Consider the following 16862-nt stretch of genomic DNA (forward strand, 5'->3'; position numbering starts at 1 on the left):
GACGGGAAAAATCCGCTCAAATAAATATCACTTAAAATCCCTGGAAGGGAAAAGCTCTCCCTGCACCGGCTTGTCCAGCGTAGACGGTGGTTTAGCCCCCAGCTTAGCAGAGCCGGAACGGACCGGCTTTTCCACCGAACCGATATTGCGTGCATCGGGGTCTACCCGCAGCAGGCTATTCAGGTTGTGGCAGGAGCGTACCACCACGTGGATCACCTCCCCTTCTATCTGCACCTTACCCGCCACCATCAGCAGCTTGGACTGCAGGATCACCGGACGATACTGCTCAAAGGTCTTGGCCCACACCACCAGATTGGCAAAGCCCGTCTCATCCTCAATGGTCACAAAAAGCACCCCTTTGGCCGTCCCGGGGCGTTGCCTAACGGTAATCAGCCCACAGACCTTCACGAAAGTCCCATCCTTCAGCTTGCCCAAGAGGCCTGTTGGAATCACCCGCAGCTGATCCAGCTTTTCGCGCACAAAGCTGACCGGATGCGCCTTCAGCGAAAGCGTGGTAGCCGCATAGTCGCGCATCACATGCTCCATGGGGGATACTTCTGGAAGGGCTATCTTTTTTTCCTCCGGTGTCTCCAGCACCTGCCCCTCAAACACCCCCACCGGTCTGCCTTGCAGGGCCAGCACATCCCACAGTGCCTGCCTGCGGTGCAGCCCCATAGAGCGGAACGCATCCGCATCTGCCAAACGCTCCAAAGCAGCCTTGGGCACACCCGCGTGGATCAGCTCGGTGACGTGCGCATAGGGCCTTGTCCGACAGGCTACCAACCGCTCCATATCCTCCTGATGCAATCCTTTTACATGCCGAAAACCCAATCTGACCGCAAAGTACTTTCCCTGCTTCTCCTCAAAAATATTGTCCCACTGCGAGTGGTTTACATCCACAGGCCTCAGCTCCACGCCGTGCTTGCGGGCATCCGTCACGATCTGGGCCGGCCGGTAAAACCCCATGGGCTGACTGTTGAGCAAAGCCGCCGCAAACACATCCGGGTAATGGTACTTGAGCCAACAGGATATGTAGACCAGCAGCGCAAAACTGGCCGCATGGCTCTCGGGAAAACCATAGCTGCCAAACCCCTCCAACTGCCGAAACACCCGCTTGGCAAACTCCTCCTCGTACCCGCGGGCCACCATGCCTCCCACCAGCTTTTTCTCGTATTGGCTCACCAGCCCGTGGGCCTTAAAGGTCGCCATGCTACGGCGCAGCCCGTCCGCCTCGGCCGGGGTAAAGCCCGCCGCCACGATGGCTATCTCCATGGCCTGCTCCTGAAACAGCGGCACCCCCAGCGTCCTGCCCAGGATCTCCTCCAACTCTTTGGAGGGATACTCCACGGGCACTTCTCCCCTGCGTCTCTTGAGGTAAGGGTGCACCATATCTCCCTGTATGGGTCCCGGCCGCACGATGGCCACCTCGATCACCAAGTCGTAAAAAGTCCGCGGCTGCAGTCTCGGTAGCATGGACATCTGCGCGCGACTTTCTATCTGAAATACCCCCAGGGTATCCGCATGGCAGATCATCTCATAGACTTCGGGATCGTCTTGCGGAATATTAGCCAGCGTAAGCTCCCTCTCATAATGATCTCGCACCAGGTCAAAGGCCTTCCGGATACAGGTAAGCATACCCAAGGCCAGCACGTCTACCTTCAAAAACCCTAATGCATCGATATCGTCCTTGTCCCATTCGATGCAGGTACGGTTGGCCATACGGGCATGGAGCACAGGACATAACGTGGAAAGCTGATCCCGCGTGATCACAAAGCCTCCCGTATGCTGCCCCAACTGACGGGGAAAACCCATGTATTGCCAGGTAAGACGCAGCGTCTTCCGCAAGTGGGGATCCTTGGGGTTAAAACCCTGCGACGACACCGCCTCCCCTTGCAACCACTCCTCCGTAAGCTCGTGCCCCGACTTGGCGAGCCGATCCACCGCATCCAGCGACATGCCCATGGCCTTACCCACATCCCGCACAGCTCCCTTCCAGTGCACCTGGGTGACCGTGGCCACGATGCCCGCCCGATCACGGCCGTATTTTTCGTAGATATACTGCATCACCTCCTCCCGGCGCTCGTGCTCAAAATCCACATCGATGTCCGGAGGCTCGTTGCGGGCATCGGACATAAACCGGGCAAAGAGCAGCTTAAACTTGGAAGGATCCACCGAAGTAATGCCCAGGCAATAGCAGACCACCGAATTGGCAGCCGAACCCCGCCCCTGACAGAGTATGCCCCGATCCCGGGCAAAGCGCACCAAGTCGTACACGGTAAGAAAATAAGAAGCATATTCCTTGCGAGCGATAAACTCAAGCTCATAGACGATGCTCCCCCGGATACTTTCCGGAATCCGACCTCCGAAAGCAACCTTCGCCCCTTCCCAGGTCAGTAACTCCAGTTCTTCTTGAGGGCTGCGCCCTTCGCTGGTAATCTCCTCAGGATACTGGTACGTGAGCTGATCCAGCGAAAAACTACAGGCTTCCGCTATCTCCAAGGTGCGCCGCAGGGCAGTCGGATAATCCCGAAACAGCCGGAACATCTCCTCACGGGGCTTCAGGTACCGCTCGGCATTGGGGTGCAGACGAAAGCCCGCACTTTGCACCGTGCACTTCTCCCGAATGCAGGTGAGCACATCCTGCAGGGCCCGCCTACCTGGCGCATGGTAGTGCACATCGTTTACGGCCACCAGAGGAATCTCCATACCTTGCGCTACCTGCGACAGCCGAAACATCCGCTTATGATCCCTACCTCCGTAGTAAAAGGCTGCCGCCAGGTAAAGATCCCTTCCCAAGGCCTCTTTGTACTCTCCTAGTGCGGCATAAAACCCAGGATCAAAATCCCATGCCTCGTTCAATTCTGCCGGTGGCACCACCACCCACCTCATTCCCTGGGCATACTCGTACACATCTGACCTCCGCAGGTGACAAACCCCTTTTTCTGCACGCAGATTGCCCACCGTGAGCAGGGTGGACAAGCGCCCATAGGCTGCTTGGTCCGTAGGATAGGCCAACAGGCTGGGACCGTCCAGCAGGTCCAGCCTACAGGCAGGAATAAAGCGCAGTCCGGACTCCCTCGCTGCAGCATGGGCACGAACAATCCCCGCCAGCGTATTGCGGTCAGTCACCGCAATAGCTCCATAGTCCAACTGCTTGGCCCTCCACACCATCTCTTCCGGATGGGAGCCTCCCCGCAGAAAGGAAAAATTCGTGGTTACCTGTAGTTCGATATACTCCTTCACGTGCATTTACTTCTGATCTATTTCGCAAAACCCCGCTCCCTTAAGGAAAAAACCCGTGCAAAAACCACCTAGGCTCCCCGTTGCCGTAGAGTCCCAGCCGAAAGAGCCAATACCTGGCCCCCGAGGGATCCTCCACACAGTAGTAGTCCCGAGGAGGACCGGTCTGCAGCCACCATTCCTGCTCTATGCGTTCGGGTCCGTCGGCTTTGGCCACCTGGATGATTTCGCCCTGATGCCTGAAGTGCAGCGGAGGGTAATCGGGCAGGGGCACCATCACATCGATGGGTTCCGGTTCAGGCAACAGGTGAAGAGGACGGGGTTTATCCGGCCAAGCCGTATCGGGCTCCTCATCCAAGGAAACGGTGGGGCGGATGGAACGCTCGGGCCAGTGGTGCTCTTGGGGCAGATACCGCTGTATCCGCCTGGGGCCTACCTTGGCCTCCACCCGGTCCAGCAGCTCGGCCACGGCAGCGGGATCTCCGGAGCGGTGCCACAGCTGCTCCTGCGGGCTGCGCACCTTTTCCACCAGCAACCCCTCCAGCGTAAATAACTCAATGCCCATAGCCGGCTCAAAACTGGGTATCTTCAAGGCAAACAGGCGGAACAAATGCTCCGGGTTATGGGAAGCCCTACCGGTGCCGATGGTGATCTGTACTTTCTTGGCATCCACACGTACCCCACTGAAAATAGCCTTGCGCAGCCCCCTGCCCTCACGGGAAAGGCGCTGGCACAGCCTATCCAACAGGTGCTGTAGGGCTATCTCGATCCCTTTGGCCGTACGGATAGGCTCCAGACAGGGCAATTGCTCCTCATACGGAACCCTGGGCTGCACGGGCTTGAACGTCTCCTGCTCCGTGCCCAGCGCCTGCCCCAGCCGCCGCAACAGCCCCTCCCCAAAACGCCGCCGCAGGGTAGGTAAGGGCATGTCGATAAACTGACGGATCTGGCGAAACCCCAGCTTCTGCAGACCTTCCAGCACAGGTGCCTCCAAACGCAGCGCACTGGGCGGCAAAGACAGCAAAGCCTCCCGCTGCCCTCCGGCACCGGCAATGCAACCATCTTCCTCCCCGTAGCGCGCCAATGCCCAGGCTGCACCGATGGTATCGGCTATGGCCGCCCGCACGTGGTAGCCCTTGGTGCCCAACTCAGACAGCACTGCCTCTAGGTAGGGCCGCTCCCCGCCCCAAAGGTGCGGACAACCCGAAATATCCAGCATCAGGCCGGACGGGGGATCCGTAGCCGCATAAGGTGTGTAGCGCAGGCTCCATTCCGCCAAGCGATACAGCAGCTTATCCCCCCAGCCGGGCTTGTCGGTCAACACCTCCAAGGTGGGGTAGATGGCGCGGGCGTCTGCCACGGCCGTACCGGGATGGACACCAAGTGCCAAGGCCTCTCTACTGGCCGCCCGCACCACCGTCCTCCCCCGATCGGGAGCTGCCAACACAAAGGCCTTTCCCTTCAGCTCGGGCCTGCGTATCGCCAGCCGGTCGGTGGCCAGATGGCAAAACCACAAGGACAGAAAACGCCTAGGCATAGCGACGCCCCTCCTGTGCGCGGCGGGAAGCTTCCTGCTGCCGAGGCAACGAACAAAATCCCTGCAACCTGCTCCATTCCAATTTCCAAGCTCCGGGCCGGCCGTTTCGGACCTTCAGGAGCTCCACATTCCACGTGGGGAATCCCACCCCGGGAAGCCCCCCCTCCATTTGGCTAGGAAGGGAAGTGATCTTCCAGCGGGTATTACAGGCGGTGGCATGCAGACTTCTGGGCCGGTGCCGGAGCAAAAATCCCGTGACCCTACTGCGCTCCACGGCCAGTTGGAGGCGCTGCGAATCGGCAAAGCCCAACTCCCTGAGCTCTCCCACCACCGCTGCCAGCGCATCGCACTTGAGAGCCTGCTCCAGCGTCCACAGCACCTCCTTTTCCGTAACCAAATCTACAAATACCACCCGGTGGGGGGCTATGCCAAAAAGCTGCAACGCAGGAGGAAATACCAACCGCCGATTGCCGATCCACAGGCAATATCCTCCTTTACGAAGCAGCATCCCCAGCAGGGACGCCACAAAGCCCTGGGTAGCCGCCGCCTCGGAGGGCGTGGTGCTGATAAACTCATGATTCGCCCCAAGGGGGAATGTACGGCCCGGAAAAGCCACCTCCATAGGTCCCAGCTTTACGGCAGATTCCGCCCGCTGCTCCACACGGGGCAGGGATCCCTCCAGTGCCATGACCTCCTGCCGCAACTGGCGCAGTCGTTCTATTTTATTGCTTGTCAGTTTCATATATTCGGCAAAATCCCTATATTTGACACGTATCATGTCAAATCATTGACTTTAATAATAGCAAACTCTAATGGAAAAGCCAAGAAACTTTTTTTCGGGAAACCTGAAATTTCTCCGTGAGCGCAGAAGTCTGACGCAGCAGGGGCTGGCGGAGGCGCTGGGCCTCACCCGTTCCAAGGTAAACGCCCTGGAGTCCGGGCAGACCAAGGCTCCCTCCCCGGAAGATTTCCTGGGTATCTCCGGGTATTTCGGCATCAGCATAGACAGCCTGATCCGGGTGGACCTATCCAAACTTGGGGAGCTAAAGCTTCGGGAACTGGAGGCGGGCAACGACGTATACATCCGGGGAGGCAACCTGCGGGTCTTGGCCATCAGCGTGGACAAGGGCAACAACGAACACGTGGAGTACGTGCCCATCAAGGCCAAGGCGGGGTACATGGCGGGATACAACGACCCCGAATTTATCGCCTCTCTGCCCAAGTTCTCCCTGCCCAACCTGCCCAAGCAGGGTACGTACCGGATCTTCCCTATCGTGGGAGATTCCATGCTGCCCATCCCCGGGGGAAGCGATGTGGTGACGCAGTATGTGGAAGACTGGTCCAGCCTCAAAGCAGACACCCCCTGCATTGTGATCTTGAGCGGGCAACAGGATTTTGTTTTTAAGCTGGTGACGGTGGATCCGGAGGGCATGGTAAGGCTAAAGTCCCTAAACCCCCTCTTTGAGCCTTATGCGGTGCCCGCCGGCGAGGTGCTGGAGATATGGAAATTCCACGCCTACACCAGCCACCAAATCCCCGAGCCCGAAACCGACCTACAGCAACTGATACGGGCGGTAAAGGAAATGCAACGGGTGGTCAGTGGATGGAAGGAGGGGTCTATTTGAAATTCATAATTTGAAGAAAATCTGCATTATGAACTCCCTATAAATCAAATATGTAATAAAAATTATTATATAATAAATATATTTTCATTTATTAAAACAATTAAATTAAATAATAATCATATATTTTAATTCTAAATCCCCCTTACTCTCTTATCATAGATATCATCAAACCACATTTTTTTGAACATGGAATTGATCTTGTTTTCGGTCAGCTTGTTATAAAAATCCAGTTTATCGTTTATGAAATTCAGGAGCTCATTATCGATTTCTTCATTGAATTTATCCTTAATATTTTCCTTACTGTTTTTATCGTTGAAAAAGCTCATTAATTCCTCATTCGCGTAAATGTTCTTTTTCATTTTCTCAAATTCCACTTGGTCTTCTTCCTTAAGATCTATTCCGAAGGTTTCATTCAAGGTCTTGATGATGTTACTCAGGAAATCCTTGTCTTCGTCAGTTGGTCCAGCCGGACCAGTTGGCTTCATTCCGGTCATTCCCTTATCAGCACTTTCCAACTCCAAACTGGTGGTGAATTGATGTTGGAGTTTGAAACTACCTAAATCAATTTCTTCCAATACCTCCGTGGGCAGTGAATTTTGACTAACGGGAAGCTTCTTGTACAAATCTGTTAAGAACACATAGTTCTTTTCCAAATTGACATCCGTGAAAGAAATAATCTGGGAGAGAAATCGATATAAACGAATGAAGTCTTTAATATAGGATTTAATTTCAGCAATCTCTTCTTCCGATTTATGCTTTACCATCAGGTTAGCTACTCGTTCCAGAATGGGCTGGAGTTTTTCTTTGTGATCTCCTTTTCTGAAAAATAACCCAGCGTAATCATTGAGTTCTTTTTGAGTATAAATTCCCGATGATTCGACCTTCCCGAGGACATCATACAATGAATTTGGATCTGTCTGATCTATCAATTCCATGTAGGTTCCTCCGTAGTAATCCTGAAAATCCTGCTGGATTTTTTCTGGGTCATTGACAAAATCTAAGACCATGGTGGAATCCTTTCCACTTGTCCTCCTGTTGAGTCGGCTTAGGGTCTGAACGGTACTGGTTCCACCAAGTCTTTTGTCCACAAACATGGTATGCAGGAGAGGTTCGTCAAAACCGGTTTGATACATGTTTGCCACAATCAATATGCGGTATTGAGGGAGTTTCAAAGCATCCGGAATTTGAACCTTCCCCCCTAGGCTGTTCATGTTTTCCTTGGTGTAATCCATTCCCGTCTCGGAATCAGTAACTGTTCCACTGAACGCCACTAAGGCTTCGTAGGGAAGCTTCAATTCCCTCATGATCTCATCAAACTTCCGCTTATATCGAACTGCATGAAGGCGTGAACGAGTGACCAACATTGCACGTGCCTTTCCCTGGATTTCATTTTGTGTTTTAAAAAAAAAATGCTCCAACATGATCCGGGTTTTCCGCTCAATCGCATGATCCTGAAGATCAACATAACTACTGAGGAGCCTTACTGTCTTACGAGTTTCATACTCCTTATCCGGAATATGTTCCCTTCTTACCAACTTATAATATCTCCGCCAAGAGACGTAATTTTTCAGTACATCAAGGATAAACCCTTCCTTGATGGCCTGCTCCATAGTGTATATATCAAAAGGTATTTTTTGCCCATTTCTTTCTGTTCCAAAAATCTCCAAGGTCTTTGGCTTAGGAGTGGCAGTAAATGCAAAAAATGAAATATTTGATTGATCTCCTTTTCGCTTGATTTCCTCCTCAATAATTTCATCAATATTCTTATCTAGCACGTCTTTTTCTTCCGACTCTTCCAGAGAAAGTGCTTTTCGAAGGTGACGGGCTGATTCACCGGATTGAGAACTGTGGGCTTCATCAATGATCACGGCATAAGTTTTGGACTTATTTTGGCTAACAAAGTCTGAAATGACGGGGAACTTTTGAAGTGTTGTTACAATCACCCGTTTTCCATCTTCAATTGCGGCCTTTAGATCCTGAGCAGTTTTATTGTCATCAATGTAAGCCACTGTACCTGGTGTCTGTTCAAACTGTCGGATGTTATCCTGAATTTGACGGTCCAATACCTTACGATCTGTGACAACAATTACTCCGGAGAATAACGCCTTTGCATCATCTGATCTTCGATAAAAATCGGATAATCTGTGGGTCAACCATGAAATGGTATTGGATTTCCCTGAACCGGCAGAATGCTGAATCAGGTATTTTTGGCCAACACCTTTTTCAGCCACATCATTAAGAAGTTTCTGTACAGCCCTTCTCTGATGAAAACGGGGAAAGATGAGAATATCCTTGGATTTTTCTCTAAGGGCCCTCGTTTTCGGGTCGTAGAATTTCTCCTTGTTTTCCTGAAGGTTAATGTAATTCTGAATCAAGTCCAACAATGAATCCTTGGTCAGTACATCTTCCCATAAATACGAGGTAGGATATCCATCCGGGTTTTCATTGATCAGAGCTTTATTGAATGGCAAGAAAAAGGTGCTTTTACCAGCGAGTCTGGTGGTCATAAATACTTTTTCGGTACCTACAGCAAAGTGCACCAAGCAGCGCTTGAACTCAAACAACTTCTCGTTGGGATCTCGATCTTCGATGTATTGCTTGATGGCATGCAGGTGATTTTGTCCGGTCAAGGCATTTTTCAGCTCCATCGTAATGACGGGAATCCCGTTGACAAAAAACACCAAGTCAATTGAATTCTCATTGTTCTTGGAGTATTTCAACTGACGGATAATTGTCAACCGATTTTTATCATACCATTCCCGATGCTCGGGACTTTTATCATGATTAGGTTTGAAATAAACCAAATCAATTGTTTGGCCTCTGTCTTTGACCTTCTCACGAAATAAGGAAAGAGTCTTTCTTTTACTCAGTGATTCTGACACCCGATAAATGATTTTCTCATCAACCTGACTGCCATATTGGACTTTTAGCGCTTCATACTTTTTGGGTTGTGTATCTTTAATAAAACCAATGACATCCTCTGGAATCAAACATAAATCTTTGTCATAGACAGAACTAGGCTTCAATGTGTACTCAGAAAAGTAAGGCGAGATATCCCTGGTAAGATATCTCGCAATATGATCCTCAAAATGAAATTCTTTGGTTCCCTCTGCCATTAGATGATATCGTTTATATCAAAACTATCCGTTTTCTCTTCCAATCCTGCCGGAAGTTCTTTCTTATTCTTTACCCCCAATTTTTTCAGGGAATTTGCCCTATTTACCAGATTCCCACTTCCTTCGGAAAGCTGACTCAGTGCTGTATTGTAATGCCCTTGGGCTCCTTCAATTGCTTTACCTACCTTCTGAAGCGTTTCTACAAAGCCAACAAACTTATCATACAGCTTGGCTCCAGCATCAGCGATTGCAACTGCATTTTGATTTTGATATTCCCGCTTCCAAAGGTCCACAATAAGCTTGAGTGAAGTTATTAAATTGGTTGGATTAAGCAACAAGATACGTTTTTCATAAGCGAAATTCCACAAATCGGGATCACCTTTGATCGCAGCTATATAAGCAGCCTCATTTGGTATAAACATCATCACAAAATCTAACGCTTTATCATAATCATCATATCCCTTAGTTGAGAGTTGTACTATATGTGATTTTACGGCTTGAATATGTTCTTTTAGATGTTTTTCTTGTTCCAAAGATTCTGTGGCTTCCACATATCGAGTATAAGCATTCAGAGAAACTTTGGAATCAATAATCACGGTTCTGCTATCCGGGTATTTGATCACGGCATCCGGACGCATCTTTTTGTTTTCTGAATCAGACTTGAGCGGATTTCCGAATTCGTCCTTCAGGACTTCTTCCATGAAATACTCTTCATCTTTTCGCAAGCCTGACTTTTCCAAGATGCTTTCCAAAATCATCTCGCCCCAATTCCCTTGGGTTTTGGCTTCCCCTTTTAGTGCCTTGGTAAGGTTCTTTGCCTCCTCACTGATTACTTTATTCAGTTCTGCCAATTCCTTGACCTTCGCAGCAAGAGAAAACCGTTCCTTGGATTCGGCATCATAGACCTCTTCCACTTTCTTTTTAAAGTCGCCAATATTTTCCCCGAGTGGTTTCAAGATCGCAGTAAGCTTCTCTTCATTGATTGAAGTAAACTTGGCTGTCTTAGCCTCTAATATCTCATTGGCAATCAATTCAAAGTCTTTCTTAGCCTGTTCTCCCAATTGCTGGATTTCCTTCTTTTGGGTATCCAGTTTTTCTTGAATCGAAGTATTAATAGCCGTCTGACTGGATAAGTCTTTATTGGCCTCATTCAGCTTTTCTTGTGTTTCATTAAGCTTGCTTTGCAGGTCATTAACCTGATCTGATTTTTCTTTTACTTTCTCTTTTTCGGATTCCAGGTGTCCTTTGACTATTTCCAGCTCTACCCGATAGTCTTCTAACTTTTTTTTGAATGAATCTTTATCCGCTGTCAAAGACTCCTTTTCCTTAACCGTTTCATCCAATTCCTCTTTCAGGTGTGCCAATTCTGAATTGGATGTGGCCTTGAATTCAACAAACTCTCGATCCAATTCGGTGTATTTCTGCTTTTCCTCTGCCAATACCTTCTGATGGGAGGAACTTGTGGTGGTTTTACTTAGCAACCAACCAATAATGAGGCTTACTAAGCCAATAAAAATGTAGATTAAAAATTCCATGGTTTATTAATTTGATGGTTCCCAATCTCTTACATCAATTTTTCCAGTAACAGCTTCTGAAATTAGAGATTGGCGATATTCTTTTAATTTTTCAATAGCCGAGTAAATTTTATCAATAGTCGTATCGATTGAGCTTGTTATTTCTTGGAGATGTTCACCAATTTTTATCTGCTCGTTAATTGGCGGCAACAATACAGGAACACTTTTTAATAGCTCCTGACTTAAAGATGCCCTTGTCACAAGATTCATCTCTTTTACTAAATGATGCCTAACAATATGAGATCTAAAATAGAATTTCGAGAACCATTTATTTAACTCTTGGAAAGGGTTTTGCGGTCTAAATCTTATTAGAAACCCTGCAAAAACAGCAGCAGGAACTGAATTTAAGCAAACTGATGAAAGGCCAATTTCCTCTACGGTTTCAGATGTCCTTGTGAAGAAAATATCACCTTCCAAAACTGAATAATTTTCTTTATCCAATTCTGAGGATTTGGCCAATCCTAATATTTGATCAGGCAATGATGCATTTTTGTAAACATCTGAATAGCTAATAAATGGATCTCCTTCTCCAAAATACTCACTCCCGGCACTAACCCCATTTTGGCATTTCCCGAGATATCGCAATTTCTTTATGTCCCAATGCTCCGGAATCTCCCCAATCCAATCGATTCCACTATCCTTCATCCGGACTGAGGGATTGAGTCCTTTGGTCACCGCTTCATTGATAACTGCCTTTCGTTTCTCCTCAAGAGCCTGAATCAACCGCTGCTTCTTTTCAATCAATTCATCAATCAAAGCGGTTTGATGATCAAGATAGCGGGCAATTTCCAGAGCATCGAAGTTTGGAGGAATTGGCATCAAAAAGTTCCTCAGGTTAGTAATACTTACCCCTCCGATCAATCCCGCCAATGATTCTGTGAACTGCTTTTGGAAAATCTCCGATTTCAGAAAGTAAAAGGTGTACTTAGCCAACCATTTTTTTTCTAAGTCGATACATGCCAATTTATTGACAAAACAGACTTCCTGGTTAATAAATGCCATTTTTCGTCCTGCACTTCCTCCCTCGATACATAGTAATGAAGAGAAAGCAGGGGCAACCTTTAAATTGACTTGATCCCTGGGAATCCGAGTTCCATTTTCATAATTGACCGCAGTCGTGTTAACATCAATGTCTTTTGAAGCTATATAAGCAAGATGATCTGGATCATCAGATTCAAATTCTAATTTTTGACTATCATTAAGACTATTTCCTGTGAACACATTAGCATAATATTTCATTTTGCTAATCTGCCATTCACTTGGAATTTGTCCAATCCAGTCTACCCCGGAATCTATGTAGGACTCGTACTTTTTCATTTAAATAAGTCTAAAATCAAGTCTTTGATCCCTTTCTCTGATTCATTTCCAAACTCCAATTCATGAATTTCCGCCTTGATATCTCCTGTGGATCGAAGAGGTTTGAATTCTGTGAAATACTTGGAGAAATTGATCTCATACCCGATTCGGGTTTTATCAAAGTCTATCCAAGCGTTTTTAACATGGGGAAGCACCTCCTTTTCAAAGTACACTTCGATATCCTCCGACAAGGGGATATTTTCCTTATCCCGCTTTTTGGTATCCGGTTTTAGCTCTCCGTTTCGGCCTTGCTTAGGCTTGCCCTTTTCATCCAATTCAGGCTGCTCTATGGTTACTTGGTAGTAGCCGAAGAATTCATTGTCGAAGATTTTGCAGTAAGATCCCTCTTCGAAACGAGTGTATAAGTCCACTATTTTCTGAATATGGTATTCTTCGATTTTATTTCGCTTATTACCCAAGCTTCTTTTTTCAGGACGACAAAATCCTTCCTTCTGACTTGACTTGTCATCTGCCTCTACTGCATTGATAAGCTGAACTTTACCTCGACGATGAGAAGGCTTGTTATTATTCAAAAACCAGATAAAGGTGTTGATCCCAGTGTTGTAGAATAGATCTTTTGGAAGGGCAACAATGCACTCTAACCAATCATTGGAAATGATCCATTTACGGATATCACTTTCTCCACTTCCTGCACCTCCAGAAAACAAAGGAGAACCATTGGTTACGACCGCAATCTTACTTCCCTCATACTCCATCTTGCTAATCATATGCTGAAGGAATAGTAATTGACCGTCACTTTTAGCTGGTAGTCCTGCATAGAATCGACCAGCTGGATTTGCACTTTCATTGATAATGTAATCCGCATCCTTACTCCAAGTCACTCCATAGGGGGGATTGGCCAGCATATAGTGGAACTTCTTATCAGCAAATCGATCCTGAGTAAATGTATTCCCGTGCCGAATGTTATCAATATTCTCTCCGGTAATCAAGGCTTCTGATTTCGCAATCGCATAAGACTGTTCGTTGATTTCCTGACCATACGTTCGGATTGTAGGCTTATTTGATTGATTCGCACTGAGCACTTCTACTACATAATTCTTGGCAATATTGATCATTCCACCAGTTCCCATTGCCGGGTCATAGATCGTCCGGATGATACCAGGTTGAGTAAATACCTCTTTCTCTGTACTGAACATCACTTCAATCATCAATTGAACCACATCTCTTGGGGTGAAATGCTCCCCGGCGGTTTCATTGCTCTGTTCGTTGGAGATACGGATCAATTCCTCAAAGATGTATCCCATATCATGGTTGTCAATCTTATCGGTATGGAGATCCACTTTGCAGATCGCATCGATCATCTGGTACAACAATCGATTCTTAAGCAGTCGACCAATTACTTTTTCAAACTGGAAATTGTCGATGATATCTCTAACCTCCTTGTTGAATCCATAGAGGTAATTGTTAAAATCAATCTCAATTGTCTTGGGATTCTCCCGAAGAGACTCAAATGTATGACGTGAAATATTGTAGAACTGAAGGCCTCCGGCAGCTTTTCGGAGAATCGGATCCAGTTTATCCTCAGCCACCTTGTCCTTAAAGTTGTTATAAGCCTCCCGGACTTTCCCATTGACTGGCTCAAGGATGCAGTCCAATCGTCTAAGCACCACAAAAGGCAAGAGAACATCTCCAATCTCATTTTTACGGAAGACGTTCCAAAGAACCTTGTCCGTGATCTGGAAAATAAAGCCTACTACTTCTTTTTTATTGGTCATTTTAGTGATTCAAATTGATGGTACAAATATGAGAAAGATCTGTGCAGTAGAAGTGCATTGGAAATCAAACACTATTTACTAACCGATTTATTAGGGTTTTGTCTGTTTTACAATCTCCAAAAACAAATCCTTGATATTTACCATCTACAAGATCCCTACTGAATTTTTTAACTATTTTCAACCTAATGAATGAGGATTGAAATTCTAAATCACCTTTTGATTCCAGTAAGGCATGAAACCATTGATTAAGTCGAAAATCATTGATTTTACGAACTTCCTTCATGTTGGCGGGATTGAATACACAAAACCCTCTTTCACAAGCCGCATTCGCATAATTGATTATGAGTTTTCTATTATGGAAAAGTTCAGATTTTTGAAAAACAATCTCGCATAAAATCTCATATTTTCTCAAGGCTTTTATCCTAATTATAATTTTTGTTGCAAAAGCAGAAAGTTCATCTTCATTTTCACTTTCGTACTTGGTAATCAAGGTAAAATGAAATGGAACTAAAATAATTTGAGGCAGAGTTTTATCCAGAAGTTGGATCATATTTTCTTCCCCAATATGAACAATTTGGCCTTTTACTTTTTGGGTATTTTCAAAAATATACTCGTCGACAAGGACCATTGAGTTTATTGGCTTAGCATCAAGCCTAAACAATTCATGCCATCCTATGCTGGCCCCATTTTCCCAAACTTGCCCCTCCTCTAATTCTTTAAAAAAACTCAGATTAAGAACTTTATCATTAAAATCATCTGCGGATAATACTAATACACCAATTCTTTCAGATAAATCAGCTGCATCCTCTTTGGATAATTTCAAAAAAAAGATATCTCTAGGCTTTTCCTCAATGGTTTCCTCCGGCAAATCATATATCTCGTTAAAAAAATCCCTTAAAGGTAAAGGCTCTCTTCCCCCTGTAATTGCGATGTATGATAGTATAAGTTCATTATTTTCCTTAAGAAGAGTCTCATATTCTTCATCTGAAATATTCAGACAAATATCTGTGTGATATTTAAAAAGAAAACTCCAATTCGGATAATCCTCTTGAAATAATAAAACATTCTCAAAAACATCAGGTTCAGCGTATATAGTTATTCTCATTGCTTATTTCTTATCCGTTTTAGTTTTAACAATTGAAGATTAGTATCAGCAGCTGTATCAAAAAATCCGGAACCAAACGATCTATCCAATACACCGTCAGAATCAAATCCAATTGAATAAATCGAAGGGGATTGATGCAGATCCAAATAATGAACTTTGAACGGGTTTTCATTAACTGAATCCTCAAGCTGCTTTTCAGACACAATGACCTGAGACTTTCTGATTATATATTCTGAATGAGTTTCGATGATAAATTCAATATCAAACTTCTCCCAAACCTCAAAAAACAAATCCGCTAACTTGCTCTGAAAATTGGGATGAAGATTTAATTCTGGTTCTTCAACAATTATTTTAGTATTGGTTGAAGAACTTTTCTTCAATTCAATTATTGAGGCGATTCTAAACAATAACAACATAGCTTGGATAGATCCCATTCCCTTATCTGCTAAGGATAATTCACCATCACCATTTTTGATCTTTACATCATAAGCCTCTCCCCCATACATTTTAATTGTCAGGTCTTCACCAATATCAAAACCATCTTTTCCCATCCACTTTTTAAGAAACCGATAAGATTCAGAGCCTTTATTGTTAAATACACCTAATTGATAGAATTTGTGGATGGACTGAGAGAGTGCATTTCCTTTATCTCTTATTGTAAAAAGTCCTGATTGCTTAGAAGGATTTGCACCAAGGTAAAAAAGCTCCAATTCTTGAATGGATTCAAAATACTCCTCAAATGATCTTCGCAAATCATCCTTTTTTTGATAAAAACCCCTGTATTCATCGAAAAGACTTGAAGTATTCTCATTTAGTTGCGCATTCCTAAATTCAACATCATGCATATGGACTGCAATCTTTTGAGCTGCTTCAAGATTTTCTTTCAATGAATAACTCCAATTAATTGGCATGTCAAGCAAAAAATTTTCAGGGATATTTTCCATTTCCCGATTCAAATATTCCTCATACTGCTCCTCATTATTCGACTCAAAAAGATTTTGTTTTTGTTTGAGCGAATTCAATTGATCAACCAATCTCAAATATTCTTTGTCTGTTTTTTTTAGGTTAGAAAATCTGATTCTATCCTCCAAACGGCGGATTTCAGTTTTCATTTGAAATTCAGGGACTTCCTCTTCCTTAATGAAATCCCCTGTTTTGCCTTGCCCAAAATAAATACGAGAAGAGTGCGGTTCTACTCTAAAGAAAAATCTAGATTTTAAATCTTCAACAAGAAAATTCAAGACCCGAGCATTCGTATCATCATCATTTCCTGTTATTTGGATTTCAATTCTATAATTCGAAACTTTTGTTTCAAAGGCAATTAAGGATTCCTCCGCTGATGCAGTTTTAGCCCTTCCAAAAGTTACGATATTAGCATCCTCTAGCACATTGTTGCCAAACTTAAACTCTCTCATTTCTCCTGACTTCAAAAAGTCTGAAATAAGGAGTAAAGCTTTTACGATGGTCGACTTTCCAGAATTGTTCTTCCCTACCAAATAGGTAATTGGGCCCAATTTAGTTGTAGGAAAATCTCTGAATTGCCTAAAATTTTTGAAGCCAATTGAGTTCATAT

General features: G+C 45.6%; 10 protein-coding genes. 1 reads left to right on the plus strand and 9 read right to left on the minus strand.

All coding sequences use genetic code 11. The features are described 5' to 3' along the window. Window positions 1-27: 27 nt before the first annotated feature. Genes JJU34_RS15255 through JJU34_RS15265 form a run of 3 tightly spaced genes read right to left on the minus strand, consistent with a single transcriptional unit; the run spans window position 28 to window position 5555 of the window. The gene (locus JJU34_RS15255) at window positions 28-3249 is read right to left on the minus strand and encodes an error-prone DNA polymerase (protein ID WP_228693263.1); all 3222 of its coding nucleotides are present in this window, start codon (window positions 3247-3249) and stop codon (window positions 28-30) included. Between the two features lie 34 nt (window positions 3250-3283). Further along, window positions 3284-4777: a DNA polymerase Y family protein gene (locus JJU34_RS15260; RefSeq protein WP_228693264.1), complete on the minus strand. Its 1494-nt coding sequence runs from the start codon at window positions 4775-4777 to the stop codon at window positions 3284-3286. Next, on the minus strand, window positions 4770-5555 hold the full coding sequence (locus JJU34_RS15265; protein ID WP_228693265.1) for an Error-prone repair protein ImuA: 786 nt from the start codon (window positions 5553-5555) through the stop codon (window positions 4770-4772). Before JJU34_RS15265 ends, JJU34_RS15260 begins: the two co-directional genes overlap by 8 nt. 34 nt (window positions 5556-5589) lie before the next feature. Here JJU34_RS15265 and JJU34_RS15270 point away from each other — a divergent pair, with 34 nt between their 5' ends. Next, window positions 5590-6402 (plus strand): LexA family transcriptional regulator, encoded by an 813-nt coding sequence (locus JJU34_RS15270; RefSeq protein ID WP_228693266.1) that lies wholly within the window; start codon window positions 5590-5592, stop codon window positions 6400-6402. 131 nt (window positions 6403-6533) lie between these two features. On the opposite strand, the gene JJU34_RS15275 is transcribed toward JJU34_RS15270, so the two are convergent. The 6 genes from JJU34_RS15275 to JJU34_RS15300 all read right to left on the minus strand — a co-directional run bounded on the left by JJU34_RS15275 (window position 6534) and on the right by JJU34_RS15300 (window position 16860). Beyond that, window positions 6534-9518: a type I restriction endonuclease gene (locus JJU34_RS15275; RefSeq protein WP_228693267.1), complete on the minus strand. Its 2985-nt coding sequence runs from the start codon at window positions 9516-9518 to the stop codon at window positions 6534-6536. Beyond that, entirely contained in the window at window positions 9518-11053 is a 1536-nt protein-coding gene (gene rmuC / locus JJU34_RS15280; protein ID WP_228693268.1) for a DNA recombination protein RmuC, read from the minus strand. Before rmuC ends, JJU34_RS15275 begins: the two co-directional genes overlap by 1 nt. 6 nt (window positions 11054-11059) lie before the next feature. After that, a complete protein-coding gene (locus JJU34_RS15285; protein ID WP_228693269.1) occupies window positions 11060-12409 on the minus strand; it encodes a restriction endonuclease subunit S in 1350 nt (449 codons plus the stop codon). Next, window positions 12406-14184: a class I SAM-dependent DNA methyltransferase gene (locus tag JJU34_RS15290; protein WP_228693270.1), complete on the minus strand. Its 1779-nt coding sequence runs from the start codon at window positions 14182-14184 to the stop codon at window positions 12406-12408. Before JJU34_RS15290 ends, JJU34_RS15285 begins: the two co-directional genes overlap by 4 nt. 64 nt (window positions 14185-14248) lie before the next feature. Further along, the gene (locus JJU34_RS15295; protein ID WP_228693271.1) at window positions 14249-15289 is read right to left on the minus strand and encodes a hypothetical protein; all 1041 of its coding nucleotides are present in this window, start codon (window positions 15287-15289) and stop codon (window positions 14249-14251) included. Next, complete coding sequence (locus tag JJU34_RS15300; RefSeq protein WP_228693272.1) at window positions 15286-16860, minus strand: AAA family ATPase; 1575 nt, start codon at window positions 16858-16860, stop codon at window positions 15286-15288. Before JJU34_RS15300 ends, JJU34_RS15295 begins: the two co-directional genes overlap by 4 nt. Window positions 16861-16862: the final 2 nt, after the last annotated feature.

Origin of the sequence: Lunatimonas sp., assembly GCF_020832325.1 — a bacterium.
Lineage (GTDB): Bacteria > Bacteroidota > Bacteroidia > Cytophagales > Cyclobacteriaceae > Lunatimonas.

Excerpts from the sequence above, each read along its gene's own strand:
- JJU34_RS15255 (WP_228693263.1), bottom strand. The coding sequence starts at position 3,249 with ATGCACGTGAAGGAGTATATCGAACTACAGGTAACCACGAATTTTTCC.
- JJU34_RS15260 (WP_228693264.1), bottom strand. The coding sequence starts at position 4,777 with ATGCCTAGGCGTTTTCTGTCCTTGTGGTTTTGCCATCTGGCCACCGAC.
- JJU34_RS15265 (WP_228693265.1), bottom strand. The coding sequence starts at position 5,555 with ATGATACGTGTCAAATATAGGGATTTTGCCGAATATATGAAACTGACA.
- JJU34_RS15270 (WP_228693266.1), top strand. The coding sequence starts at position 5,590 with ATGGAAAAGCCAAGAAACTTTTTTTCGGGAAACCTGAAATTTCTCCGT.
- JJU34_RS15275 (WP_228693267.1), bottom strand. The coding sequence starts at position 9,518 with ATGGCAGAGGGAACCAAAGAATTTCATTTTGAGGATCATATTGCGAGA.
- rmuC (WP_228693268.1), bottom strand. The coding sequence starts at position 11,053 with ATGGAATTTTTAATCTACATTTTTATTGGCTTAGTAAGCCTCATTATT.
- JJU34_RS15285 (WP_228693269.1), bottom strand. The coding sequence starts at position 12,409 with ATGAAAAAGTACGAGTCCTACATAGATTCCGGGGTAGACTGGATTGGA.
- JJU34_RS15290 (WP_228693270.1), bottom strand. The coding sequence starts at position 14,184 with ATGACCAATAAAAAAGAAGTAGTAGGCTTTATTTTCCAGATCACGGAC.
- JJU34_RS15295 (WP_228693271.1), bottom strand. The coding sequence starts at position 15,289 with ATGAGAATAACTATATACGCTGAACCTGATGTTTTTGAGAATGTTTTA.
- JJU34_RS15300 (WP_228693272.1), bottom strand. The coding sequence starts at position 16,860 with ATGAACTCAATTGGCTTCAAAAATTTTAGGCAATTCAGAGATTTTCCT.